The sequence below is a fragment of the Streptomyces caelestis genome, from assembly GCF_001279005.1.
Taxonomy (GTDB): Bacteria; Actinomycetota; Actinomycetes; order Streptomycetales; family Streptomycetaceae; genus Streptomyces; species Streptomyces heliomycini.
Genome location: NZ_LGCN01000085.1, coordinates 195,000 through 219,099, shown reverse-complemented (window position 1 = coordinate 219,099; position 24,100 = coordinate 195,000). Strand labels below are relative to the sequence as shown.

Genomic DNA, 24,100 nt, shown 5'->3' with positions numbered 1-24,100 from the left:
GAGAATCGAACTCGCGCTCTCAGCTTGGGAAGCGACGGCGCTTGGGTGATTTTGACCGTCTGACCTGCGGTTCCATGGGCCGCGACCCATGACGCGGGTGACGGGAGACACCACTGCAGACCGTTGCTGTCCGTTCGTACGGGCACGCGGAGGGCACGCGGAGGGCACGCGGCCCAGCGGCCTGCCGAGGAGTGGCCAGGATGCTCCGAGGTGACCTGTTCCAGGCCGGCGGTGGGTGCGCGTAGGTGGCCGGTTGCGGCTGCGCACGGTCTGTCCGGGGCGTCAGACGTCCCGGATGATGACACGGTCACCGCAGAGTCTGGTCCAGTCATCTCTGTCCGAGGTGAGAACGAGGGCGGGAGCTGGGGAGCGGAGCGCCATTGCGGCCACCAGGGCGTCGATTGCGTACTTGTGCCCGTGTAGTCCCCCAGCCTCCTTCAGCAGCCTGACGGCTTCGAGTGAGTCCTCCGGTGTCACGGCTTCGAGCCGGAGGCGGGACAGGTACCAGTGCAGGCGAGGCATGTCGGTCCTGCCGTGCGCGGCCTCGACGACGGTCAGTGCCGAGACGCGGACGGGCAGACCGGCTCTCCGGGTCGCCTCGATCCGCGCCGTCATCGCACGGTCGCTCCGCAGGAGCAGCGACAGAGCCTGTGAATCGAGGACGACCGAGCGGGCGGCGTCCTCCCTCACGCGGCGTGCCTTCCTGCGTGTCCGGCGTCGCCGAAGAGCTCCCGGGACGCGGCTTCGATCTCCGCCTCGGTCAGAGGGCCGTGCTCGGACTCCTGAGCGGCGACGATCTCCGCCAGGCCGTCCATCTCGAGCTGATGCCGGACAGCCTCGGTGATGTAGGACGACAGTCCGCGCTTCCCGGTCCGCTCCCGCAGTACGGCGAGTAGCTCGACAGGCAGGGAGACGGAGACGTTCTCTGTGTTTCCCGCACGCTGGGTAGCCATGGCTCCACTGTACGACAGCAAGTAATACAGCGTCCATCGGGCGACCTGACCTACCGTGCGCCCCGGTATCGCCCTCGTTGGTCCGACGGCCGTGGCAAAGGTGCTTGTGTGTCGCCCACTCTCTCTTCTCATCTCGGAAACCGCCGCTGCGCTGGTCCGGCCTGGCGGGGTCGGACGATGCGTCATTGCCGCAGGTGCATCGGGAGCGACGAGGGCTGAGTGGGTGCCGGCTGTCGTCTGCCTCAGGGGCGATGTGGCTGCTTTGGGCGCGCGGAGGGCACGGGGCTCGGAAATGGTCTAGACAAGCAACAAGCCCCAGGTTGCCGACCTGGGGCTTCTTTCTGGAGCGGGTGACGAGAATCGAACTCGCGCTCTCAGCTTGGGAAGCTGCGATCATTTGCGGCTGATTTGGCTGCTGAACTGCATGAACGGCCTGGGGGCCGCCTCGTCGGCCTCGGTGGCTTTAACCGTGGTTCCCCGCTGTTTCCCGCTCGGTCTGGTGCGCTTGTGGTGCGGGGAACGCGCGGACGGCTATCGAGAGATCGGAATCTCGTAGACGATCTCGCAGCGGGCGGCAGGAACCACGATGTCCGCCGTTTCCACGGGGCGGCCGTCGTCGCTGTAGTACGTCCGCCGGATGTGCGTGACGAAAGCGCCCTTCTGGACGCCCAGGAGTGACGCCTCCTCGGCGGTCGCCTGCCGGGGCTCGGGCTGTTCCGTCGCCCGGCTGACCGTGATGCCGATCTCGGCCATGCGTCGCACCACGCCCATCCCCGCGAACGGTCCGCCCTCCGGCAGAACCGCGAGTGTCCCGGACGTGATGCTGTACGGCTCCCAACTCGTCGACAGCAGAACGGGTTTGCCGTCTGCCAGGTACTCGTACGACGTGCGCACGCAGTAGTCCGCCTCGGGGATGTCGAGACGCGCCGCGATGTCCGCCGGCGCCGACACCATCGCTTCGCTGCGGCTCTCCCACGTGCCCTTCTTGCCGAGCGCGGCCATTTCGGCGCGGAACAGCGAGCCGTCGGTGTGCTCGTGCTGCCGCGAGCGGACCATGCGCACCCGCTCTTGCGGCTCCGCGACGTAGGTTCCCGAGCCTGCGCGGCCCTCCAGGACACCCTGAGAGATCAGCATCTCCTGCGCGCGACGAACGACGGCTTCGCCCACTCCGCACTCTTGTGCCAGTTGCGCGCGGGACGGCAACCGGTCTCCCGCTACCCACTCCTGATCGGCGATGCGCTGTCGTAGCACGTCAACGATGTGAAGGTACGGCGGCTGCTCAGACATATGGAAAATCTAGACCACTACCTCTAATCTAGATAACTAGCTCGCTCTTAGCTAACTAGATCTTGAGGGGGGATGGTGCAGCCGAAAGAGCGTCTGGTGTTACCCCCTGATGGTCGCGTCGACAGGATGACCGCACGTCTCGCAGCCCTGGGCATCGTGTCCACCGTGACGCGTGGCAAGGGTTGCGGTCGTGTGGAGGCGCACGTACCTCACGCCCTATCTCCTGAGCAGTGGCAAGAGCTCCTCGCAGCACTCGCGATGGCCGACGCGTTCGGACTCGTCGACAGCAGCGAGGACGGTCTCAGTGTCTGGGCCGGAGTCAACGACAAAACCCCCGCAGCGGTACCCGCCGCCCGGGGGCACGGCCATCAGCCCTGAGGAGCTGATCAGCATGTTCAACGGTATCCGTCGTGCCGTCCTGCTCGCCAGAGAGCGGCACTTCCCCAAGGGCAGGCACCGCCGCCCTTCGACGCATCCCCGTCCGGTGACCGTCTTCGCGCGTCCTGAACCCACAGGCCGTTCCGCGGCCGACCGGGAGCGGTACCCGAACCGTGCGGGTCTGCTCGTGGGTGAAGACGTCGCGCTCGTCCGCCCGTACGTACTGGCCTGGGAACGACGCGCACGGCACCGCTCGGTCATCGTGGTGCCGCGTCTGTCGGCTGAGGCATGGTCGGCGCTCGTAGGGGGCCGCTGATGTCCTCCCGCCAACAGCCCTCCACCACCCAACCCGGGCCAGACTCCTACCGGTCGACCTTCTGCCGCATCGGCACGCACCACGCCTGTGCGGAGTCGTCCCCGGTCACCGCTCCGGTCGATGTGCCGGTGATCTATGAGGCCTGTGCCTGCTCGTGCCACACCATCGCCAAGTGCCCGGCACCAACGGAGGCGGCACGATGAGGGGAACGGAACTCGGCGGCGCGGTGCTCTCCCCTGTCGAGATCACTTCGACCAGCGTGCAGCGCGGTGACGTCATCGAGATCGGAGGCCAGCAGTGCCGGGTGACCGACCTCTTCCAACTGCCCGGCGGAGCGAAACGACTCGTGTTCGACTCGGGCGAGTTGCTGTCCATCCACACGGGGACCCGGCTCATTGCCCTGCGGCTCGTGCGAGCGAGAGGCGGTGAAACCACCCGTGCCCTCGCGACGCGACGCTATCGCCGATGACCTCCGGGAACGGATCGCCACCGGCCGGCTCAAGCCCGGTGACCGCCTCCCTTCTGAGGCGCATTTGGCCGCGCAGTACATGGTGAGCACGCCGACGCTACGAAACGCCCTCGCCGTGCTCCAGGCGGAAAGCCTGGTCGAAAAGGTTCACGGCAAGGGCAACTTCGTCCGCCGTCCCCTCCGCAGGATCACGTACAGGGGAGGCGGACGGACCCCGGGCACACAGGCCGTGGATCTCGCACCCCTGAGTGTCACCGTCCACACCACCAGGGTCCGGGCCCGCGGGCACCTTACGGCCTTGTTGAGGACGCCGACCGGCAGCCCACTGACCGAGATCCTCTGTCTCGGTCACGAAGGCGACAGGCCTCACAGCCTGGCTCGGATCTACATCCCTTGTGACCTCGCGCCGGCCGCCGTACTCCGCGAGTCGCTCCCGTACGAGGGAGTGTTGACGCGGCTGATGGAGCTCCGCCCGCCGCTGGCGGAAGTCCGGGAGGAGATCGGCGTTCGCTGCCCCACACCGGATGAAGCATCCACCCTTCGGATCAGCTCCGCCCTGGCAGTCCTCGCCGTAACACGGCAGACGACCGACACCGCTGGACGCGTGGTCGAGGCCGCCCTCTTGGTCCTGCCGGGGGACCGCGCCGACGCGGTGTTCACCACTCACCACGTGATCGACGAGAGGCTGGCGGAAGGATGACGATGTCGAACGAACTGCGGCTCCTCCCTTGGACGGGGCCCGACGGCAAACCGTGCTTCCTCAGCACCGATGACAACGACGGCCACATGTCCCGCCTGGCCGACAACATCGAGTCAGTACAACTCGGCATGGCAACCGAACTACTGGATCAGGCGATCGACATGCTCACCGCAGCCGACACGTCCCCGGACGACATGCGGCTTCTGGTAAAGGGCCTGACCGGAGCGCTGAGGGACACGCTCCGTGTGGCGACCAGTCGCGGTCACCGCCTGGCAACATCTGAAACCCGCTACTCCTGAAGACGTGGCCGGATCAGGAGGAATTCCTTCTGGTCCGGCACTTCTCATGATTTTCTCGGGGGGAGAAAATAAATTTATTCGTCGTTTTGGGGGTGCGCCCTGATGTCTATTTGAGAGCTGAGCGTGCGGAGGTCAGGTAAGATTTCCGCACCTTGCTGACTTAGCTATATGGCGAGTGATGCTAGAATTGGTCGGCATCGAAGTTGAAGTGGTCGAACGTAAGGAGTCTCGTAAGTATGGAAAATTCCGAGGAAATCTCAATTCCTCGCCAAAAGCAAGTGGCTGAAGTCTGCGAAGGGGACGCATATGACCTCTTGGGGAAGCTTCCACCTGAATCGGTCGACCTGATCATCACTTCGCCTCCGTACTGGGGTCTTCGCACGTACGGTTTGAGTCACAATGAGGAAATTCTCAATGAGTGGCTGGCAGAAGGAGGGAGTAAGGAGCAAGTGCCTCCTTATGATTGGTATCGAATGCACGGAGGTTGTCTGGGAATGGAGCCGCTGCCTGAATGGTATGTGGCGAACCTTGCTGAATTCTTCCAGCGAGGTGCGGCAGCACTCAAGCCTGGTGGGAGTGTGTGGGTAAATATCGGGGATACTTATTTTGCCCGCTGGTCCAGCATTCGGCTGGATGGGAGGCAAGGGCTGGGAGATAATCCCCGTATGCGCCGAAAGACGCCAATGGGTGGCTTCCGGCAGGAGAAGCAACTTCTCTTGATTCCTGCACGATTCGCAATCGCCATGCAGGAAAATCGCTGGATTCTGCGAAATGACGTCATCTGGGAGAAGCGTAACGTGCCGCCTAGGCCGGAGAAGGACCGTCTGCGGCTAGCTCATGAACACTTCTTCCACTTCGTGAAGCGCCCCAAGGAGGGGCGAGCTAAGTACTACTACGACATGACAGCAGTGGAAGACGGCGCACGGGATGTTGTGACCGTGAACGCTGCTCCAGGATCTGACGGTCATTCGGCCACTTTTCCTACCAAGCTGATTGAGCCGAGAATCCTTAGCTCTTGCCCGCCGAACGGGCTTGTTCTAGATCCTTTCTGTGGGACAGGTCGCGCACTTTCTGTGGCTGTGAAAAATGGCAGACGTGCTCTGGGATTTGAAATCACGCCTCACTTTTCTAAGTCTGCGCGAAAAAACATCGCAGGCAAAGTTTCAGCTCACGAGGAAGAGCAGGAAGAAACAGGTGAAGTGTTTGAGCGGCGCGACGCGCTTTTCTAGAATAGACGATGCTCGGCGGTGCGCTGCCGCAACTGTGCGGCAGCCTTACGTTTCACTTTAGCCTCAAAGTCTGCGCGCGTAATGTTCAATTTCCCATTCGAGAACATTGCTCGCGTGTAGTTTTCGACACTTGTTCGGACGGTTTCCACGTGTGGCATTGCAAGTCGACCGTCGTCCAATTGGGTTCCGTCATAGTCGAACCCCATGAAAGTGATGTCCCATGGGTCTGAATTACTCAGGGGTGTAAAGTCGATGCGCGATCTAAGTTGCTGCAGGATCTTTTGCTGCATCACTACGTATAGTGGAACGGAGATCTGTTCCAGGTAAACCCCCTTTTCGGCAACTTGGGTACCTAGCCTCTTGTAGACGTTGCCAGTATTCACCCCATAGTTGACCGTGTCAGGCCTGTTATTCTTCTTTGCCTCTCTGGTGTAGTACTCTCGCCATTTTTCCGGCTCACCAGATTCCCAAGCATCCCAAGCAGGGCGCACGCTCCCACCGCGTAGATCGATCGACTGAGTCTCGATAGCGATTGCTTTGATTTCGCCGCGATGGTTGACATCGTGCGTATATGCTACGTAATCAAGATTGAGTCGCGGTTTTTGTGTCACTGTAACTTCCGCGACTAGGCGAGCCGGCTGATCACCGAAGTAATCTCGCACTGCCCACTCTGTAGGCATGCCATCTAGCCTGTGATCACATACGGCATAAGGATGTTGTCGATCGTCCCAATTCGCCTGGTAGGTAACAGAGCAGTAACCCATGTCATACTGCTGCTTTTTCTCGCAAGGGCCGCCGGCGAAAGGGCAGAGTGAGTCTTCACGAGCTTTCTGGGCGTGAGCAGCGTTCGAATCGTGAGGATGCCCGTAAATCTCTACGATCGGGAAGATTTTTCCTCTTTGTTTCGATTCAGGCATATTTCGCATAACCCCTATTCGTGACGAGGTGTCGAGATCGCTGCTGTGATCTTGCTCTCTAAGTACATCATCGGGGTCTCTGGCGCAGCTTTTGGGGTCAATCGCAGGTCGGTGGAGCGGCTTTGGGCTGGAGCTGCTTTGGGGCGAGTGATCATGGCCCCGTAAGCTTCCGGCGCGTCGGGCAGTCTGTGGACCTGCCCGGTAAAGCACGACGTTGGGGCCATGATCTTCGAGGCTCGCCCCAAAGTGGCTGCGTAAAGCCGCGGAGCCGACCGCCCCAGCCACAGAGGGTGTCTCCACTTCATGCCCGCAGCCGCCGAGCGCGCCGCCGGGCGCGGCCAGCCGGGGCGAAGACAGGAGGCGGGCCGCGCCGCAGAGGCGGCGCGCACCCGCGCCGTGCGCGGGCTTGATGAATGTAGGGAAAGTCTTATCCCGCTGAGATGAGCTGCTTGCCATCGTGGCTTCGTACATGGGGGCCGTTGCCGTCCAAGGCATCCAAGAGTCTGATTGCGTAGACCTCGGCCATGCGCTCGCTGACCTCGTCGGGTGTGAGCCAGGAGACGGCCGTCGACTCGCTTGATGTGCGCTCGGTGCCGCCGGAGGGCTTGCAGCGGAAGACCAGGGCGACGATGCCTCGGGTCGTGTTTTTGTAGACGCCGGTGAGTTCGTCCACCTCGACGTGGATGCCGGTCTCCTCCAGGACCTCGCGGGCTACGCCGGCCTCCGGGGTCTCGTCGAGTTCGAGCACTCCGCCGGGGAGCTCCCATGTGCCGTTGTCGGCTCGGCGGATCGCCAGGAGGCGCCCGTCCTCGCGCACCACGACTCCGGCGACGGATACGGAGTGCAGGGGTGAGGGCGTTGCTTCCTGTGATTGACTCATGTACAGGAGCATAGGAGGCGGAGAACGGCTATGGGAACTGCGGTAGAGGGGGGCAGGTCGGGGCCTCGGTATGTGCAGATCGCCGATGAGATCGTGCGGCAGATCCGGGCGGGTGTGCTCAAGCCCGGTGACATGGTGCCGAGTGAGTCGGAGCTGGTGGAGCGCTATGGCGTGTCCGGTGGCACGATCCGTAAGGCCATGGTCGAGGTGCGGGCGAGTGGGCTTGTCGAGACTCGGCACGGCAAGGGTTCGATCGTGAAGGATCGTCCGCCGGTGCGGCATCGGTCGTCGGATCGGTTCCGGCGGTCGCTTCGGCAGGGCGGTAAGGCTGCGTATCTCGCGGAGTCGGCGCAGTCCGGTGCCACCGCCAAGGTGAGCGTCCTCTATATCGGGCCCATGGAGGCTCCCGAGGACGTAGCCCGGCGGCTCGGCGTTCCCGTCGGCACTCAGGTGCTCGCGCGCCGGCGTCTCTACTTCCGCAACGGCACCCCGGTCGAGACCGCCTCCTCGTACCTCCCGTGGGATGTCGTCAAGGAGATCCCGGAACTGTTCGCCGAGAACCCGGGCGGTGGTGGCATCTATGCCCGACTCGAGGACCACGGGCATGAGTTCGCCGAGTTCGTCGAGACGCTGCAAGCGCGGCCGGCCTCGAAGGTGGAAGCGTCCGAGCTGGCGCTCAGCCCCGGTGCGCCGGTGGTTCACCTGATCCGTGAGGCTCGTACGACGGCCGGTCTCGTGGTCGAGGTCTGCGACACGCTCATGGCCGCTGACCAGTTCGTTTTCGAGTACCGGATCCCTGCAGCCGACTGACGCCCGCTCAACTCCTCGCAACCCGTCGTGACTTCGTAGCCGCGGCGGGTTGACTCATGTACAGGAGTCAGGCACTCTTCTTCCCATCACTCATGTACATGAGTGGCGGAGTTCAACATCTATAGAGGAGTGACCTGCTGTGCGTCAGATTCCCGTGGAGACGTCCGGTGCCACTGTGATGGTCGCCAAGGCCCCGCAGCCCAAGGTCCGTGACCGCCGTACCGGTGAGATCGCCACCGACATGGAGACCGGCGTCAAGCTGATGACGGTCGACGTGATGTTCGCGGCGAACGACGAGGTGGAGATCCTTTCCATCACCGTTCCGGAGACCGGTTTCTCCGGTGAGCTGGCCATGGGTACCCCGGTCGCGCTCACCGGCCTGGTCGCGCGGCCGTGGGAGAACGAGTTCAACGGCCAGAAGCGGCACGGGATCGCCTTCCGCGCGGTCGCCGTCACCTCGCTGGTCGACGTCGACCCGGCCTCGAAGGCGGCCTGAGCCGTGACGTGGCCGACGGTCTTACTGTTGGTGGTCGTCGCCGCTGCGGGTCTCCTGCGGTGGCGGCGTCCCGCCTGGTACTGGCTGACCTTCGGGGTCACCCTCGCGGTCCTGCGGGTACTGGTCCGGTACGGATCGGTCATGGACGCCTGCGGCCTGACGGTCCCGCCCTCGCGCTGGCGTCTGACGCTGGCCCGGATGACCAACCGCCCGGCGCCGGAGTCCCGCGCACCGCGCATCCTGCGGCTGCGACCGACCCGTACCGGACTGGTCCTGCGGCTCAAACTCCGGCCCGGACAGGACGCGTTCGACGTCGCCGCCGCTTCGGACCGGTTGCGCCACTCCTTCGGGATGTACGGCGTCACCTCCCGGGAGCTGCGCTCGGGCGTCGTCGAGATCCGGATGACCGGCTACGACGTACTCAAGCGGGTGCAGATGCCTGCCAAGACTGACGCTCGCCCGATGCGGGTTCCCGTGGCGCTGCGGGAGGACGGTTCGGTCCACTACCGCGACTACCGTGCCGTCCCGCACGGGCTGACCCTCGGCGCGACGGAGTCCGGTAAGTCGGTCTATCAGCGCAACCTAGTCGCCGGGCTCGCCCCGCAGCACGTCGCTCTGGTCGGCATCGACTGCAAGCAAGGAGTCGAACTCTTCCCGCTGGCACGCCGGTTCTCCGCGCTCGCCGACAATCCCGATACCGCGTTGGAGCTGCTGGAGGCGTTGGTCTCCCACATGGGGGACGTGTATCAGCTCATCCGGGCTGAGCAGCGCGTCAGCGTCGCCGTGCCGGATGCGGAGATCGCCGCCGACATCTGGGACCTGCCCGAAGACCTGCGGCCGGTGCCGGTCGTGGTTCTGGTCGACGAGGTCGCCGAACTCGCCCTCTTCGCGAGCAAGGAGGAGGAGAAGCGGCGGGACCGGATCATCACCGCCCTGGTCCGCCTCGCCCAGCTCGGCCGCGCGGCCGGCATCTACCTGGAGATCTGCGGGCAGCGCTTCGGCTCGGAACTCGGCAAGGGCATCACGATGCTGCGCGCCCAGCTCACCGGCCGTACCGCCCACCGCGTCAACGACGAGACCTCGGCGAACATGGCCTTCGGAGACATCGCCCCGGACGCCGTCCTCGCTGCGATCCAGATCCCCGCCGAGACCCGCGGGCTCGCCATCGCCGGGGACTCCACCGGCGGTTGGCACCGCATCCGCGCCCCGCACACCTCGCTACGGCACGCCGTGAACACCTGCAACAAGTACGCCGACCGCACCCCGGACCTCCCCGCCCTGGCCGCGTTCCGGCCCCCGGTCGCCGCGTTGCCCTCGGCCCGTGCGCCGCTGTCCAAGACAGCCCCCGCCACCGCCTGACCTCTCCACACCCCACGGTCGGCGCGACCGCCCTTCGCGCCAGGTCCCTACCCCCGCCATGCCTGATCACAGGAGGAGCCGTCATGACCCGCTCCGCCCTTCGCGTGGACGCCGTGCTTGTTCAGGCCGTCATCGCCGGGGCACTGTCCTTCGCCCACCTTCACGACCTCGCCGCCGCCGCTGGACAGGACGGCTGGAAAGCCTGGGCCTACCCGGTCTCCGTGGACCTGCTCCTCGTCGCCGCCTGGCGTCGACTGCGTACGGACGGGCCGTCTCGGCTGGCGTGGTGCTGGTTCCTGATCGCCCTCGTCGCCTCGCTCGGCGCGAACGTCGCCACCGCCGGACTCCTCGACTTGGACGACGTACCGGCCTGGCTGCGCATCCTCGTCGCCGCCTGGCCTGCCCTGGCCTTCATGGGCGGCACTCTCCTCGCCCACTCGTCCGCGGGGCGCACCTCGGCTTCGCCGGCCCCGGACCCCGTGGTCGAGGTGGAGCCGGAACCGGCCCCGGTCGACTCCGTCGACGTTGCCCCGACCTTCCTGCCGGTCCACCCCGCTCCGGCCCCGCCGGCCGTTGCCGTTCCGGCCGCGTTGGTCGACCACGCCCGCAAGGTCGCCGCCGACCACGAAGAACGGACCGGTGCACGCATCGACGCCGACACCCTCCGCGCCCGCCTCGGCGTCCCGCCGCACCTGGCCGACGCGATCGCCGCCCAACTCATCTGATCCGAAAGGAGATACGCCGTGCTCGGTGACCCGAACGACCTGACCGCCGCCGATCACCTCGACGCCGCCCGCGAGATGACCGCCGCGAACCGGCCCTACCTCGCCCACCTGCTCGCCGAGGAGGCCGCCCGTCTCACCTCCGACCCGGCCACCGCCGCCGCGATCCGCGCGACCTTCCCCGACCCGGCCCCGACCCGAACGGAGACCGACTGACATGCCCGCCCGCGACTTCTTCCACTCCGTGATGCGGATCGGCCCCGTGCAGATCGGCACCCACCGCGACCGCAACGGCACCACTAAGCACGCCGCCGTGTGCAGCAACGACGGCTGTGGCTGGTCCGCCGACTACACCACCCGCGCCGCCGCTCAGCTCGCCGCCCGTACCCACCGCTGCCGCGTCCGCTAGGAGGCCACCGTCATGGACGTCCCGCTCTGGTTCGCCCTGATCGTCGTCGGCTGGCTCGGCGTCAAGCTCGTCCGCCCGCCCTGGTGGCTGATCGCCGTGCTGCTCCTCGGCGGCTTCCTCCTCGCCGACAGCGTGCTTGCCCCGCTCATCGACTCCGCCGTCAAGTAAGGAGATCCGCTGATGTTCCGGCCCAAGCTCCCGACCATGCCCCAGCCCACCGGCACGGTCACCCCGCCCGTTGTCGTCGAGCCGACCACGATCACCCCCGGCACCTCCATCCCGCCGGCCACCGTCCCGGTCCCGACCCGGCCCACGGTCCAGCTGACCCCCGGCACCGCGCTCGCCCTCGTCGGCGGCGGCACCGCCGTCGTCCTGGTCGTCGGCGCCGTCCTGGTCTCCCTGCTCCTGGCCGTCGCCATCACGGGCGCCTCGGTCGCCGTCTGCGCACTGGTGATCCGCTCGCTCGTCAACGCCGACGCCAAGCGTCGCTGACCGGCCCCCGGGCGGCCTCGATACCGCCAAGCATCCGCCGCCCGGGAGCCGTCCCCTCTCCGATCTCACAACCGGAAGGAAGCACCCAGCATGGCGCATCGCGCCCTGTCCGCACCTGAGCTTCTGCTTGACCCGATCACCCTCGGCGACCTGCTGCGGGTGGCCTCGGCCTCCGACTACACCCGCTGGGAAGACCAGATCCGCCGTACCGGCGGCTGCTCCGACCCCATCCACCTCACCGGCTGGACCCTCCACAAGGACAAGACCACCGGCGAAACCCTCCACCACTACACCACCGCCGACGAGCCCGGCGGACGCCTCCGCCTCGCCTGCGGCAACCGCCGTGCCTCGCGCTGCCCGGCCTGCGCCTGGACCTACGCGGGCGACACCTACCACCTCATCCGCGCCGGCCTCGCCGGTGACGACCGCCGCGACATCCCTGCCACCGTCCGCGACCACCCGCGCGTCTTCGTCACCCTCACCGCGCCCTCGTTCGGCCCGGTCCACAACCGCCCCGACCACGGCGTCTGCCGCTGCGGCACCCGCCACGCTCCCGACGCCCCGGAACTGGGCACCGCCCTCGACCCGGCGACGTACGACTACGCGGGCGCGGTGCTGTTCAACAACCATGCTGGGCAGCTCTGGCAGCGCTTCACCACTCGGCTCCGCCGCGAACTCGCCGCCCGCGCCGGCCTTCCCCGCCGGGAACTCGCCGACCACGTACGTCTCTCGTACGGCAAGGTCGCCGAGTTCCAGAAGCGGGGCGCCCTGCACTTCCATGCGGTGATCCGGCTGGATGGGCCGGAGGGGCCTGGAACACCGCCGCCCGCGTGGGCCACGGCCGGTGTCCTCGCCGACGCGATCGCCGCGGCTGCCGCGCACTCCTACACCTCGGTCTCCGTCCCGGCCGCCGGGGACCAACCCGCCCGGTCCTTCCGCTGGGGCACACAGCTCGACGTCCGGCCGGTCAAGGCATTCGGGGACGGCTCCGACATCACCGAACAGGCCGTCGCCTCGTACGTCGCCAAATACTCCACCAAGGCAGCAGAGAACACCGGCACCCTCGACCGCCGTATCGGCGAACTCTCCGAACTCGACCGTCACCGGGTCCCGGACCACACCCGCCAGCTCATCACAGCCTGCCGCGACCTGGACAACCTGTACCCGGACCGTCGCCTCTGGGCCTGGGCGCACATGCTCGGCTTCCGCGGCCACTTCTCCTCGAAGTCCCGCCACTACTCCACCACCCTCGGCGCCCTCCGCCAGGCACGCGCCGACTACCGCGCCGCACAGGACGCCGGGGCCCTCGGACTGGACGCCCGCGAGCCGGAGACCGTCCTCGTCCTGGCGGACTGGCAGTACGCCGGACACGGCCACACCCCCGGTGAATCCGCCCTCGCCGCCACCATCGCCCGGGACATCCGGCTCAATCGCGAGACCGCCCGCGAAGCACTACGCGACCAAGCCGGGGCAGAGGGGGAGTGGTGACCATGGAGCGACTCCTCACCGTGGCCCAGGTCGCCGAACGCCTCGGGACGGGCGTCCGCTTCGCGCGGAGGCTCATCGAGGAGCGGCGCATCCGGTACGTGAAGGTCGGCCGGCACGTCCGCATCCCCGAGAGCGCCGTTCGCGACTACCTCGCCGCCCACACCGTGGAACCGGTGAGGCTCCGCCGCGCCGGACTGCGGAGGGCTGCCTGATGGCCAACAAGAAGGGCAGGCGTCGGCGCTTCGGTGCGGTGCGGCAGTACCGGTCGGGCCGATGGACGGCTTCGTACCTCGGGCCCGACGGTGAGCGCATCCGTGCGGACGGGACCTTCGCGACCAAGAAGGACGCCGAGATCTGGCTGTCCCAGGTCGAGGCGGACCTCAGCCGCGGGGACTGGCGCGCTCCCGACGCTGGGGCCGTCAACTTCGGCGTCTACGCCGAGAAGTGGGTCGAGGAACGGGAGCTGGCCGTTCGGACCGAGGACCTGTACCGGCACCTGCTCCGCCTGTACATCCTCCCGGCGTTCGGCGGGCTCGACCTGGACGAGATCACGGCCCCGCGCGTACGTGAGTGGCGCGCCGAACGGCTCCGCACCACCCAGGCCAAGACCACCGTCGCCAAGGCGTACCGCCTCCTCAAAGGCATCCTTGAGACGGCAGTCGACGACGACCTGATCACGCGCAACCCCTGCCGGATCAAAGGGGCGGGCAAGGAGTCGGCGGCGGAACGCCGCATCGCCACCGTCGCCCAGGTCGACGCGCTCGCCGACGCGATCGGTATCCGCTGGCGGCTCATGGTCTACCTCGGCGCTTACGGTCCGATGCGGCCGGAGGAGCTGGCCGGCCTCCGTCGTCGGGACGTCGACGTCGACAACCTCGTGGTTCGCGTGCGGGTCGCCGAGCCGGAGCGCACCAACGGTAAGCGGGCTCCCGGGCCGACCAAGTCCGACGCGGGTGCTCGCGTGGTCGTCCTCCCGCCCTTCCTCCGGAAGGAGGTGAAGCGGCACCTCGACTGGTTCGCGGAGAAGGGCCTGGACGGGTTGGTCTTCGTGGGGGAGAAGGGCGCGGCCTTCCGGCGCACGACGTTCGGGCGGAAGTGGCGGCGGGCCCGTGCGGTAGCCGGTCTCCCGGACGGCTTCCGCTTCTACGACCTCCGCCACACCGGGCACACCCTGTCCACCCGCTCGGGCGCCACCCTCCGGGACACGATGGTGCGCGCCGGCCAGTCCTCCGAGAAGGCGGCGCTGATCTACCAGCACTCAGACGAGGAGCGGCAGCGGGAGGTCGCCGCCGGGCTGGACGACCTCGTGCGCGCCGAGCGTGCGAAGCACCACACCGACGACCGTGCGCGCTACGGGGAGGAACTGTCGGCGGGCTAATGGTGCGGTTGTGGTGCGACGCCCGCGCACCGGTCCGGACAACAAAGAACCCCCGGGTCGATGACCTGGGGGTTTCGCATGGAGCGGGTGACGAGAATCGAACTCGCGCTCTCAGCTTGGGAAGCTGATGTTCTACCATTAAACTACACCCGCGTAATCCGGAGGCCCCGCGTTGAGCGGTGTCCGGATGCCCCGTCACTCTACCTCATGTCAGGCCCCCGGTGTTCGAGCCCGGGGGCCTGACCGTGTTTCAGGGGATGGATGCGGCTGCGGGGGGCAGACGTTGGGGCGTACGGTGAAGGTGCGGGGTGCCGCCTGGAGGGCTGTTCCTTTGATCCCGTAATGTGGCTTTTGTTGTCGGGCAGTTCGCCAGACGCGGCCTCTTGGGGAAGGGACTCTTGGACTTGATGGAGCGCACCGTCGTCCGCTGTGCCGATGGGCACGTGTTCACCGCCGCCTCGTTTCCGATGCAGAAGGCCGAGCGGCTCGGTCCCGGCCGGCTCCTGCGGTGTCCGCGCTGTGCGCGGCTCCGCAGCGTCGTGCCGGTGAGCCTTCAGAAGCAGTAGCGAGCGGTAACAGCGAGGGCGCGTGGGGTGGCCGATTGCGGCCGGTCCGCGCGCCTTGCGTATTCTCGGGGCGTGCTTCTCTCAGACAAGGACATCCGGGCCGAGATCGACGCCGGACGGGTGCGTATCGATCCCTACGACGACGCCATGGTGCAGCCGTCCAGCATCGACGTACGCCTCGACCGCTACTTCCGGGTGTTCGAGAACCACCGGTACCCCCACATCGACCCCTCCGTCGAGCAGGCGGATCTGACCCGGCTCGTGGAGCCGGAGGGGGACGAACCGTTCATCCTGCACCCCGGCGAGTTCGTGCTGGCCAGTACGTACGAGGTCATCACGCTTCCCGACGACCTCGCCTCGCGGCTGGAGGGGAAGAGCTCGCTCGGGCGGCTCGGGCTGGTCACCCACTCCACCGCCGGGTTCATCGACCCAGGGTTCTCCGGGCACGTGACCCTCGAACTCAGCAACCTCGCGACGCTCCCGATCAAGCTGTGGCCCGGTATGAAGATCGGGCAGCTGTGCATGTTCCGGCTCAGCTCGCCGGCCGAGCACCCGTACGGGAGCGAGCGGTACGGGTCGCGGTACCAGGGGCAGCGGGGGCCGACGGCCTCGCGGTCCTACCTCAACTTCCACCGGACGCAGGTGTGAGCGGCATGCGCGAGAACCTCAGCTACGAGCAGTTCGGCGTCGCCGTCCGCGAGCTCGCCCAGACGATCGCCGACGACGGGTACCAGCCCGACGTCGTGCTGAGCATCGCGCGCGGCGGCGTCTTCGTCGCCGGCGGGCTCGCCTACGCCCTCGACTGCAAGAACATCCACCTGGTGAACGTCGAGTTCTACACCGGGGTCGGGACCACGCTCGAGATGCCCGTCATGCTCGCGCCGGTGCCCAACGCCATCGACTTCACCGACAAGAAGGTGCTGATCGCGGACGACGTCGCCGACACCGGCAAGACGCTCAAGCTCGTGCGCGACTTCTGCCTGGACGCCGTCGCCGAGGTGCGCAGCGCCGTGGTCTACGAGAAGACGCAGTCGCTGGTGAAGTGCGAGTACGTCTGGAAGCGCACCGACGAGTGGATCAACTTCCCGTGGAGCGTTCAGCCGCCGGTCGTCAGGCGGTCCGGGCAGGTTCTCGACGCCTGAGAGGCCTGAGAGGCCGGAGAGAAGCGAGAAGGGCAAGCAGAAGGGGGCTCCCGGTCGGGAGCCCCCTTCCGTGTCGCGGGCGGGGTCAGAACGTGCCCAGCTTCACGATCGACAGCAGGGCGGCCAGCTGGATCGCCGAGGCGCCCAGGGCCTTCGGCCAGGGGAGGTCGTGGGAGCGGCTGACCATGATCGTGAGGAGGGCGCCGGCCGCCACCCAGGTGGCCCAGCCGAGGAGCTGGACGAAGGCCGCGTCGCCGCCGGCGAACATGGCGAAGACCAGGCGGGGCGCGTCCGTGAGGGACATGATCAGCATGGAGAGGCCGACCGTGGGCTGCCAGGCGCCGTCGCCGCCGAGCTGGCGGGCCAGGGTGTGGGTGACCACGCCGAGGATGAAGGCGCTGAGCACCATCGCGACGGCCGTCGTCAGGACGATCGGGACGGCGTTCGACAGCGTGGCGTTGATCGCGTCCTCGCGCGCGGTGTCGAAGCCGAAGACGGCGAGCAGGCCGTAGAGGAAGGAGACGATGAGGGCGGGGCCCCACATCGTGTAGTCGCGCATCCGCAGGAACGTCGGGGCGGGGGACAGGACGATGCCCTTGAGCAGGTCCTTCCAGCCCAGGCGGGGGCCGACCGGACCGGCCGGCGGGGCCGCGCCGGCGCGGTAGGCGTCGCCCTGCTGGTAGGGGTCCTCGTTGATCGAGAAGGCCTGGGTGTGGCCCGGGTTGTTGGCGGCGTACGGGTCGTGCGGGGCGCCCTGGGCGCCGTGCGGGTGCGCGCCGTCGCCGAAGTACTCCGGCTCGCCGTGGCCCCCGGGGCCCCCGGGGCCGCCGTGGCCTCCGGGCCCGCCCGGGCCGCGGTTCGCGTGCGGCCAGGGGCCGGCGCCGCCACCGCCGTACGACGGCTGCTGCGGGTAGGGCCGCGGCGCCTGCGGGGAGCCGTACGACGGCCCCTGCGGCGTCTGCTGCCCGTGCGGGGGGTGTTGCGGTCGCGCGTGAGGAGCGCCGTTGTTGTTCCGGCCGCGTCCGATCCTGAATCCAGCCACGTCATCGAACGTACCTGGTCCCGGGCGGTGGCGTACCGGGCCCCGGCGTTCGGGCCCGGCTTTGCGGCCGAGCTGTGACATCCCCTAAGGGGTCGTCAGCCGGGGCGTCCGTCCCGCGGAGGGCGTCGTGGCGGTTCGGTCCTACGGAGGACGGAGACCCACCGGCCGGGGGCGCTCCCGTGCCCGGGAGCCGCCGCGCGAGGTGGTGGGCGCGCCGTCGCCGAGGAGCCGCTGGGCGGGGACGGCGCCCGGTGGGCCGGCGCCCCGCGCACCGGTTCCGCCGCGCTCACCGGCGGTGAACGCCGCATCGCCGGCCTCGCGGCCGGGGGGTGGACGAACACGGAGACGGCCGTCTCGCCGCATCTCGCCCGGCGCACGATGGGGACCCCTCCGACGGCGGCCCACCGCAAGCCCGGCGTCAGCCGCCGTACCGGACTCCCCACGGCCCTGCCCTCTCCTCCTGCCCGCGCGGGCCGGACCGAAGCGGTGGGGGTGCGCGTGGACACGTCGAAGGGGCCGCCCTTCCGGGCGGCCCCTTCGACGGGGTGTCGCGTTACTTCACCGGCTCCGGCTCGGGAGTGCTCTCGCTCTCCTCCTCGCCCGCCGGGTCGGCCGGGGTCTTGACGGACTCCAGCAGCAGCTGGGCGACGTCGACGACCTGGATGGACTCCTTGGCCGCCCCGTCGTTCTTCTTGCCGTTGACCGAGTCGGTCAGCATGACCAGGCAGAACGGGCAGGCCGTGGACACGATGTCCGGGTTGAGGGAGAGGGCCTCGTCGACGCGCTCGTTGTTGATGCGCTTGCCGATCCGCTCCTCCATCCACATCCGGGCGCCGCCGGCGCCGCAGCAGAAGCCGCGCTCCTTGTGGCGGTGCATCTCCTCGTTGCGCAGGCCCGGGACCTTGCCGATGATCTCGCGCGGGGGCGTGTAGATCTTGTTGTGGCGGCCCAGGTAGCACGGGTCGTGGTAGGTGATGAGGCCCTCGACCGGGGTGACCGGGATCAGCTTGCCCTCGTCCACCAGGTGCTGGAGCAGCTGGGTGTGGTGGATGACCTCGTAGTCGCCGCCGAGCTGCGGGTACTCGTTGCCGAGGGTGTTGAGGCAGTGCGGGCAGGTGGCGACGATCTTCTTCGCCGACTTGGGCTTGCGGGACTCGTCGGTCACCTTGCCGTCGTCGTCCATCTCCTCGCCGAACGCCGCGTTCAACGACATGACGTTCTCCATGCCGAGCTCCTGGAACAGCGGCTCGTTGCCCAGGCGGCGGGCGGAGTCACCGGTGCACTTCTCGTCGCCGCCCATGATCGCGAACTTGACGCCCGCGATGTGCAGCAGCTCGGCGAAGGCCTTGGTGGTCTTCTTCGCGCGGTCCTCCAGGGCGCCGGCGCAGCCGACCCAGTACAGGTACTCGACCTCGGAGAGGTCCTCGATGTCCTTGCCGACGACCGGGACCTCGAAGTCGACCTCCTTGGTCCACTCCAGGCGCTGCTTCTTGGCCAGGCCCCAGGGGTTGCCCTTCTTCTCCAGGTTCTTGAGCATCGTGCCCGCCTCGGACGGGAACGCGGACTCGATCATCACCTGGTAGCGGCGCATGTCGACGATGTGGTCGACGTGCTCGATGTCGACGGGGCACTGCTCGACGCAGGCGCCGCAGGTGGTGCAGGACCACAGGACGTCCGGGTCGATGACGCCGTTCTCTTCCGCGGTGCCGATCAGCGGGCGCTCGGCCTCCGCGAGGGCCGCCGCGGGCACGCCCGCCAGCTGCTCCTCGGACGCCTTCTCCTCGCCCTCCGCCGTCCTGCCGCCGCCGGCCAGCAGGTAGGGGGCCTTGGCGTGCGCGTGGTCGCGCAGGGACATGATCAGCAGCTTGGGGGAGAGCGGCTTGCCGGTGTTCCAGGCGGGGCACTGCGACTGGCAGCGGCCGCACTCGGTGCAGGTGGAGAAGTCCAGCAGGCCCTTCCAGGAGAACTGCTCGACCTGGGAGACGCCGAAGACGTCGTCGTCACCGGGGTCGGTGAAGTCGATCGCCTTGCCGCCGGACGTCATCGGCTGGAGCGCGCCCAGGGCGGTCCCGCCGGTGGCCTCGCGCTTGAACCAGATGTTGGGGAAGGCGAGGAAGCGGTGCCAGGCCACACCCATGTTGGTGTTCAGGCTGACCGTGATCATCCAGATCATGGTCGTGCCCAGCTTGATCATCGCGAACAGGTAGACCAGGTTCTGCAGCGTCGCGACGGACAGGCCCTTGAAGGCCAGGACCAGCGGGTACGAGGCGAAGTAGGCGGCCTCGTAGTGGTCCACGTGGTGCAGTGCGCCCTCCAGGCCGCGCAGCACGTAGATCGCCAGGCCGATGGTGAGGATGACGTACTCGACGAAGTACGCCTGGCCCATCTTCGAGCCCGTGAACCGCGACTTGCGGCCCGGCCGCGAGGGCAGGCTCAGCAGCCGGATGACGATCAGCACGAGGATGCCGAGGGTCGTCATCGCGCTGATGAACTCGATGTACAGCTCGTAGGGCAGGAAGCCGCCCAGCACCGGCAGCACCCAGTCGGCCTCGAAGAGCTGGCCGTAGGCGGTGACGATGGTCGGCGGCAGCGTCAGGAAGCCGACGGCGACGAACCAGTGGGCGATGCCGACGACGCCCCACCGGTTCATGCGGGTGTGGCCGAGGAACTCCCGCACCAGGGTCACACTGCGCTGGTAGGGATTGTCGGTCCGGGCGCCGGCCGGGACCGGCTGGCCCAGCTTGAAGTACCGGACGAACTGGCCGATCGCGCGTGCGAGCAGCGCGACGCCGACCACGGTCAGGACCAGCGACACGATGATCGCGGCGAGTTGCATGGGGGCTCCTCGGGCCTGCGAGGGGTTTGACGAGGGATCTTCGGGACTGGGACGGGGGCTCCACTACGGCTTCCCCGAAATTACTAAGCGGTAACTTATGCAGTCCGTTCGAGATTACCCCCATCTCCGGTCGCACTGTAGCCGGGCGCGGGGTGATCTGAATCGCTCAGGGTCGCCTACGGAGGCGCCCTCGGGGGCTCCCGGATGGCGTCCGGGATCGGATCGTGTTATTCGCGCTAAATCGGTCCATACACCCCTAACTTATATCCGTGCTCTACGGGATCGCCGCCACCGCCACCGCCCTGCTGCTCTCCGTCCTGCTCACGGAGGTGCTGCGGGTCCCCGCCCTGCGCCTGGGAATCCTGGACCGCAGACGCCGTCTGGCGGTGCCGCTGTCCGGGGGAACGGCCGTCGTGCTCGCGACCGGGATGGTGGCGGGGCTCGGCGACCGGACGGGGCTCGCCCCGCTCGGCACCGGGATCGGGCGGCTGCTGGCCGCCGGGGTCTGGCTCGCCGTCCTCGGGCTGGCCGCCGACGTGTGGCGGCTGCGGTGGTGGATCCCGCTCACCGGTACGGCCGTGGCGGCGGCGCTCGTCGTGCCGTACGCGGAGACCGGGGTGGTGCGGGGGGTGCTCGCCGTGGGGTGGATCGTGGCGGTCACCACCGCTTTCCGGGGGCTCGACCACGCGGACGGGCTGGCCGGCACCGTCGGGACGGTGACCGCGTTCGGGGTGGCGGCCTGCGCGGCGGCCGAGCTGATGGACGGGATCGCGGTGCTGGCGGGCGTGCTGGCCGCCGCGCTCGCCGGGTTCCTGCTGCACAACTGGCATCCCGCACGGGCCGGCCTCGGGTCGGGCGGCTCGCTGTTCGCGGGGTTCGTGGTGGCCTCGGCGGCGGTGTTCGTGCGGGCCGGACAGGGAATGGGCGCCGGCGCCGGGGTGTTGTTCGCCCTGACGGCCGTGGCGTGCGCCGACGCCGTGCTGGTGGTCCTCGCGCGACGGCTCTCCCGATGGCCGCTGACCCGCGGCCGGCCGGACCACCTCGGGCACCGGCTGCGGCGGCTCGGACTCGCCCCCCGCGCGGTGGCCGTGCTGCTCGGCGGCGGAGCGCTGGGCGGGGTGCTCGTGGGGGTGGCCGTCCACACCGGGCGGATGTCCGGGGGTGCGGTGGTGTGGGTGGCGGCGGTGGCCGCGGTGGTCGTCCTCGCGCTCGTCCGTCTTCCCGTCACTCCTGTTTTCCGCCCTCGCCAACGATCCGCCGAGGCATCGCCGCAGGTCACAGAGCGGTTGCGCGTAAGGAACGGATAAGAGTTGAGTCTGCTCGACTCAGCTCTGTTGACCCCACGCCGGGTGTCATGCATGCTTGAGTCTGTTCCACTCAAGTCAGCTGGAGGAATCGAAATGGCACGTGCGGTCGGCATCGACCTGGGCACGACTAACTCCGTCGTCAGCGTTCTGGAGGGCGGCGAGCCCACCGTCATCACCAACGCCGAGGGCGCCAGGACCACGCCGTCCGTCGTCGCCTTCGCCAAGAACGGTGAGGTGCTGGTCGGCGAGGTGGCCAAGCGTCAGGCGGTCACCAACGTCGACAGGACCATCCGGTCGGTCAAGCGCCACATGGGCACCGACTGGAAGATCAACCTGGACGGCAAGGACTTCAACCCGCAGCAGATCAGCGCCTTCGTGCTGCAGAAGCTGAAGCGCGACGCCGAGGCGTACCTGGGCGAGAAGGTCACGGACGCGGTCATCACCGTCCCGGCGTACTTCAACGACGCCGAGCGCCAGGCCACCAAGGAGGCCGGCGAGATCGCCGGCCTGAACGTGCTGCGCATCGTCAACGAGCCGACGGCCGCCGCCCTGGCGTACGGCCTCGACAAGGACGAGCAGGTCATCCTGGTCTTCGACCTCGGTGGCGGCACGTTCGACGTCTCGCTGCTGGAGATCGGCGACGGCGTCGTCGAGGTGAAGGCCACCAACGGTGACAACAACCTCGGTGGTGACGACTGGGACCAGCGCGTCGTCGACTACCTGGTCAAGCAGTTCCAGTCCGGGCACGGCGTGGACCTGGCCAAGGACAAGATGGCGCTGCAGCGTCTGCGCGAGGCCGCCGAGAAGGCGAAGATCGAGCTGTCCTCGTCCACCGAGACCACGATCAACCTCCCCTACATCACCGCCTCCGCCGAGGGCCCCCTGCACCTCGACGAGAAGCTGACCCGCGCCCAGTTCCAGCAGCTGACCGCGGACCTGCTCGAGCGCTGCAAGACGCCGTTCCACAACGTCGTCAAGGACGCCGGCATCCAGCTGTCCGAGATCGACCACGTGGTCCTCGTCGGCGGTTCCACCCGCATGCCCGCCGTCGCCGAGCTCGTCAAGGAGCTGACCGGCGGCAAGGAGGCCAACAAGGGCGTGAACCCGGACGAGGTCGTCTCGATCGGCGCCGCGCTCCAGGCCGGTGTCCTCAAGGGCGAGGTCAAGGACGTCCTGCTGCTCGACGTCACCCCGCTGTCCCTCGGCATCGAGACCAAGGGCGGCATCATGACCAAGCTGATCGAGCGCAACACCACGATCCCGACGAAGCGCTCCGAGATCTTCACCACGGCCGAGGACAACCAGCCGTCCGTGCAGATCCAGGTCTACCAGGGCGAGCGCGAGATCGCGGCGTACAACAAGAAGCTCGGCATGTTCGAGCTGACCGGTCTGCCCCCGGCGCCGCGCGGCGTCCCGCAGATCGAGGTCTCCTTCGACATCGACGCCAACGGCATCATGCACGTGACCGCGAAGGACCTGGGCACGGGCAAGGAGCAGAAGATGACCGTCACCGGCGGCTCCTCGCTGCCGAAGGACGAGGTCGACCGGATGCGCCAGGAGGCCGAGAAGTACGCGGAGGAGGACCACGCCCGCCGCGAGGCCGCCGAGTCCCGCAACCAGGGCGAGCAGCTCGTCTACCAGACGGAGAAGTTCCTCAGCGACAACGCGGACAAGGTCCCCGGTGACGTCAAGACCGAGGTCGAGACCGCCGTCGCCGAGCTGAAGGAGAAGCTCAAGGGCGACGACTCCGCCGAGATCCGCACCGCCACGGAGAAGGTCGCGGCCGTCTCCCAGAAGCTGGGCCAGGCCATGTACGCCGACGCCCAGGGCGCCCAGGCGGCCGGCGGCGCGTCCGCCGGCGCCGGTGAGGCCAAGGCCGACGACGACGTCGTCGACGCGGAGATCGTCGACGAGGACCGCAAGGACGGTGCGGCGTGACCGAGGAGACCCCGGGCTTCGACGAGCAGTCGCAGCAGCCCGACGTCCCCTCCGAGGAAGCCGAGCCGAAGGCCGCCGCCCAGCCCTCCGAGGAGGAGGCGGCGGCCCCGGCCGGGGACACGGGCCAGGAAGCGGCCCTGGTGGCCCAGCTGGACCAGGCGCGCACGGCGCTCAACGAGCGCACGGCGGACCTCCAGCGCCTCCAGGCCGAGTTCCAGAACTACCGGCGCCGGGTCGAGCGCGACCGGATCGCGGTGAAGGAGGTCGCCGTGGCGAACCTCCTGAGCGAGCTGCTCCCCGTGCTCGACGACATCGGCCGCGCGCGGGAACACGGCGAGCTGGTCGGCGGCTTCAAGTCCGTCGGCGAGTCGCTGGAGACCACCGTGGCCAAGCTGGGCCTCCAGCAGTTCGGCAAGGAGGGCGAGCCCTTCGACCCGACGATCCACGAGGCGCTGATGCACAGCTACGCGCCGGACGTCACCGAGACGACGTGCGTGGCGATCCTGCAGCCGGGGTACCGCATCGGCGAGCGCACCATCCGCCCCGCGCGGGTGGCCGTCGCCGAGCCGCAGCCCGGCGCGCAGACGGTCAAGCCGGCCGAGGAGGGCACCGAGGCGCAGGACGACTCGGAGAACAAGGAGAGCGGTGGCCCGGACGAGGGCTGACGCGGGAACGGACGCAGGGAAG

28 protein-coding genes and 1 tRNA gene are annotated in these 24,100 nt (G+C 68.1%); 21 read left to right on the top strand and 8 right to left on the bottom strand.

Annotated elements, in window-relative coordinates:
• Positions 1–282 precede the first annotated feature (282 nt).
• The 3 genes from ADK41_RS09255 to ADK41_RS09245 form a co-directional block, all read right to left on the bottom strand.
• The gene (locus ADK41_RS09255; protein WP_030827594.1) at positions 283–690 is read right to left on the bottom strand and encodes a type II toxin-antitoxin system VapC family toxin; all 408 of its coding nucleotides are present in this window, start codon (positions 688–690) and stop codon (positions 283–285) included.
• On the bottom strand, positions 687–953 hold the full coding sequence (locus tag ADK41_RS09250) for a hypothetical protein (protein WP_030827597.1): 267 nt from the start codon (positions 951–953) through the stop codon (positions 687–689). The genes ADK41_RS09255 and ADK41_RS09250 overlap by 4 nt, the downstream gene beginning before the upstream one ends.
• A 531-nt stretch (positions 954–1,484) precedes the next feature.
• Positions 1,485–2,240 carry a GntR family transcriptional regulator gene (locus ADK41_RS09245; RefSeq protein ID WP_053670223.1) on the bottom strand — a complete coding sequence of 252 codons (756 nt, stop codon included), beginning with the start codon at positions 2,238–2,240 and terminating at the stop codon, positions 1,485–1,487.
• Positions 2,241–2,631: 391 nt separating this feature from the next.
• On the opposite strand from ADK41_RS09245, the gene ADK41_RS09240 reads away from it, so the two are divergent.
• The 5 genes from ADK41_RS09240 (at position 2,632) to ADK41_RS38990 (ending at position 5,631) form a co-directional block, all read left to right on the top strand.
• Entirely contained in the window at positions 2,632–2,934 is a 303-nt protein-coding gene (locus ADK41_RS09240; RefSeq protein WP_030827601.1) for a hypothetical protein, read from the top strand.
• A gap of 172 nt (positions 2,935–3,106) precedes the next feature.
• On the top strand, positions 3,107–3,403 hold the full coding sequence (locus ADK41_RS09235) for a hypothetical protein (RefSeq protein WP_420706765.1): 297 nt from the start codon (positions 3,107–3,109) through the stop codon (positions 3,401–3,403).
• Positions 3,372–4,103 (top strand): GntR family transcriptional regulator, encoded by a 732-nt coding sequence (locus ADK41_RS09230; RefSeq protein ID WP_030827607.1) that lies wholly within the window; start codon positions 3,372–3,374, stop codon positions 4,101–4,103. The genes ADK41_RS09235 and ADK41_RS09230 overlap by 32 nt, the downstream gene beginning before the upstream one ends.
• Entirely contained in the window at positions 4,100–4,402 is a 303-nt protein-coding gene (locus ADK41_RS09225; protein WP_030827610.1) for a hypothetical protein, read from the top strand. The genes ADK41_RS09230 and ADK41_RS09225 overlap by 4 nt, the downstream gene beginning before the upstream one ends.
• A gap of 236 nt (positions 4,403–4,638) precedes the next feature.
• Entirely contained in the window at positions 4,639–5,631 is a 993-nt protein-coding gene (locus tag ADK41_RS38990; protein WP_078661972.1) for a DNA-methyltransferase, read from the top strand.
• On the opposite strand, the gene ADK41_RS38985 is transcribed toward ADK41_RS38990, so the two are convergent.
• A complete protein-coding gene (locus ADK41_RS38985; protein WP_158717677.1) occupies positions 5,628–6,548 on the bottom strand; it encodes a NotI family restriction endonuclease in 921 nt (306 codons plus the stop codon). The genes ADK41_RS38990 and ADK41_RS38985 overlap by 4 nt on opposite strands.
• Positions 6,549–6,975: 427 nt before the next feature.
• Entirely contained in the window at positions 6,976–7,440 is a 465-nt protein-coding gene (locus ADK41_RS09220; protein WP_030827616.1) for an NUDIX hydrolase, read from the bottom strand.
• Between the two features lie 18 nt (positions 7,441–7,458).
• Here ADK41_RS09220 and ADK41_RS09215 point away from each other — a divergent pair, with 18 nt between their 5' ends.
• The 11 genes from ADK41_RS09215 (at position 7,459) to ADK41_RS09170 (ending at position 14,582) form a co-directional block, all read left to right on the top strand.
• On the top strand, positions 7,459–8,238 hold the full coding sequence (locus ADK41_RS09215; RefSeq protein WP_030827618.1) for a GntR family transcriptional regulator: 780 nt from the start codon (positions 7,459–7,461) through the stop codon (positions 8,236–8,238).
• A gap of 139 nt (positions 8,239–8,377) precedes the next feature.
• Entirely contained in the window at positions 8,378–8,734 is a 357-nt protein-coding gene (locus ADK41_RS09210; RefSeq protein WP_030827620.1) for a hypothetical protein, read from the top strand.
• A gap of 3 nt (positions 8,735–8,737) precedes the next feature.
• Complete coding sequence (locus ADK41_RS09205) at positions 8,738–10,093, top strand: FtsK/SpoIIIE domain-containing protein (RefSeq protein WP_030827623.1); 1,356 nt, start codon at positions 8,738–8,740, stop codon at positions 10,091–10,093.
• A gap of 83 nt (positions 10,094–10,176) precedes the next feature.
• Positions 10,177–10,818, top strand: coding sequence for a DUF2637 domain-containing protein (locus ADK41_RS09200; protein ID WP_030827626.1), 642 nt, complete (start codon positions 10,177–10,179; stop codon positions 10,816–10,818).
• Positions 10,819–10,836: 18 nt separating this feature from the next.
• Positions 10,837–11,031: a hypothetical protein gene (locus tag ADK41_RS09195; RefSeq protein ID WP_030827629.1), complete on the top strand. Its 195-nt coding sequence runs from the start codon at positions 10,837–10,839 to the stop codon at positions 11,029–11,031.
• A 1-nt stretch (position 11,032) separates the two neighbouring features.
• Positions 11,033–11,224, top strand: a complete 192-nt coding sequence (locus tag ADK41_RS09190) for a mobile element transfer protein (protein ID WP_030827632.1) — start codon at positions 11,033–11,035, stop codon at positions 11,222–11,224.
• Positions 11,225–11,236: 12 nt separating this feature from the next.
• Entirely contained in the window at positions 11,237–11,392 is a 156-nt protein-coding gene (locus tag ADK41_RS40670) for a hypothetical protein (RefSeq protein WP_106979475.1), read from the top strand.
• A gap of 12 nt (positions 11,393–11,404) precedes the next feature.
• Positions 11,405–11,716 (top strand): hypothetical protein, encoded by a 312-nt coding sequence (locus ADK41_RS09185; RefSeq protein WP_030827635.1) that lies wholly within the window; start codon positions 11,405–11,407, stop codon positions 11,714–11,716.
• Between the two features lie 90 nt (positions 11,717–11,806).
• Positions 11,807–13,204, top strand: a complete 1,398-nt coding sequence (gene repSA / locus ADK41_RS09180; protein ID WP_030827640.1) for a replication initiator protein RepSA — start codon at positions 11,807–11,809, stop codon at positions 13,202–13,204.
• 2 nt (positions 13,205–13,206) lie between these two features.
• Positions 13,207–13,416, top strand: coding sequence for a helix-turn-helix domain-containing protein (locus ADK41_RS09175; protein ID WP_030827643.1), 210 nt, complete (start codon positions 13,207–13,209; stop codon positions 13,414–13,416).
• Positions 13,416–14,582 carry a tyrosine-type recombinase/integrase gene (locus tag ADK41_RS09170; protein WP_030827647.1) on the top strand — a complete coding sequence of 389 codons (1,167 nt, stop codon included), beginning with the start codon at positions 13,416–13,418 and terminating at the stop codon, positions 14,580–14,582. Before ADK41_RS09175 ends, ADK41_RS09170 begins: the two co-directional genes overlap by 1 nt.
• A gap of 79 nt (positions 14,583–14,661) precedes the next feature.
• On the opposite strand, the gene ADK41_RS09165 is transcribed toward ADK41_RS09170, so the two are convergent.
• A tRNA-Gly gene (locus tag ADK41_RS09165) sits at positions 14,662–14,735 on the bottom strand.
• Positions 14,736–15,220: 485 nt separating this feature from the next.
• Here ADK41_RS09165 and dcd point away from each other — a divergent pair.
• Both dcd and ADK41_RS09150 read left to right on the top strand, forming a co-directional pair.
• The gene (dcd, locus tag ADK41_RS09155) at positions 15,221–15,796 is read left to right on the top strand and encodes a dCTP deaminase (protein WP_030827650.1); all 576 of its coding nucleotides are present in this window, start codon (positions 15,221–15,223) and stop codon (positions 15,794–15,796) included.
• Positions 15,793–16,290 (top strand): phosphoribosyltransferase, encoded by a 498-nt coding sequence (locus tag ADK41_RS09150; RefSeq protein ID WP_030827654.1) that lies wholly within the window; start codon positions 15,793–15,795, stop codon positions 16,288–16,290. The genes dcd and ADK41_RS09150 overlap by 4 nt, the downstream gene beginning before the upstream one ends.
• Positions 16,291–16,375: 85 nt before the next feature.
• Here the strand turns inward: ADK41_RS09150 and ADK41_RS09145 are convergent, their stop codons facing one another.
• Both ADK41_RS09145 and ADK41_RS09140 read right to left on the bottom strand, forming a co-directional pair.
• The gene (locus ADK41_RS09145; protein WP_037804386.1) at positions 16,376–17,413 is read right to left on the bottom strand and encodes a Yip1 family protein; all 1,038 of its coding nucleotides are present in this window, start codon (positions 17,411–17,413) and stop codon (positions 16,376–16,378) included.
• A gap of 472 nt (positions 17,414–17,885) precedes the next feature.
• Positions 17,886–20,168, bottom strand: coding sequence for a (Fe-S)-binding protein (locus tag ADK41_RS09140; protein ID WP_030827659.1), 2,283 nt, complete (start codon positions 20,166–20,168; stop codon positions 17,886–17,888).
• A 269-nt stretch (positions 20,169–20,437) separates the two neighbouring features.
• On the opposite strand from ADK41_RS09140, the gene ADK41_RS09135 reads away from it, so the two are divergent.
• The 3 genes from ADK41_RS09135 to grpE all read left to right on the top strand — a co-directional run bounded on the left by ADK41_RS09135 (position 20,438) and on the right by grpE (position 24,078).
• Positions 20,438–21,475 (top strand): MraY family glycosyltransferase, encoded by a 1,038-nt coding sequence (locus tag ADK41_RS09135; protein ID WP_030827663.1) that lies wholly within the window; start codon positions 20,438–20,440, stop codon positions 21,473–21,475.
• Between the two features lie 93 nt (positions 21,476–21,568).
• Positions 21,569–23,413 carry a molecular chaperone DnaK gene (gene dnaK, locus ADK41_RS09130; RefSeq protein WP_030827666.1) on the top strand — a complete coding sequence of 615 codons (1,845 nt, stop codon included), beginning with the start codon at positions 21,569–21,571 and terminating at the stop codon, positions 23,411–23,413.
• Positions 23,410–24,078 carry a nucleotide exchange factor GrpE gene (gene grpE, locus ADK41_RS09125; protein WP_030827669.1) on the top strand — a complete coding sequence of 223 codons (669 nt, stop codon included), beginning with the start codon at positions 23,410–23,412 and terminating at the stop codon, positions 24,076–24,078. The genes dnaK and grpE overlap by 4 nt, the downstream gene beginning before the upstream one ends.
• The last annotated feature ends 22 nt before the right edge of the window (positions 24,079–24,100 follow it).